The organism is Photobacterium sp. ABD4_091, from assembly GCF_056160145.1.
The window spans coordinates 1-329 of the sequence record NZ_JBSWWQ010000023.1; the positions used below are offsets into that span (position 1 = coordinate 1).

A 329-nucleotide genomic window follows, 5' to 3' on the forward strand; every position below is an offset into this window, starting at 1 on the left:
GAGCACCTCCCTTACAAGGAGGGGGTCACTGGTTCGAGCCCGGTATCGCCCACCACTTTTTTTTAGAAAGACACCATTTCGATGGGGCTATAGCTCAGCTGGGAGAGCGCCTGCCTTGCACGCAGGAGGTCAGCAGTTCGATCCTGCTTAGCTCCACCACTCTCTAAGGTTTTTTCCTTAAGAATCCTTAGAAAGTGGATATCGAAACCTATTTGTTTAGGTAGAGAAATACACATGCTCTTTAACAATCTGGAAAGCTGACTAGTAAATTGAATTCTTTGAATTCAATACTAATAGTTTCTACTTGAATAAAGTAGGAACGAGTTCTC

General features: G+C 43.8%; 1 tRNA gene. It reads left to right on the forward strand.

Going from position 1 to position 329, the window contains the following annotated elements:
• The first annotated feature begins 83 nt into the window (after window positions 1-83).
• Window positions 84-159: transfer RNA gene (locus tag ACXAGQ_RS29085), tRNA-Ala, on the forward strand.
• Window positions 160-329 lie beyond the last annotated feature (170 nt).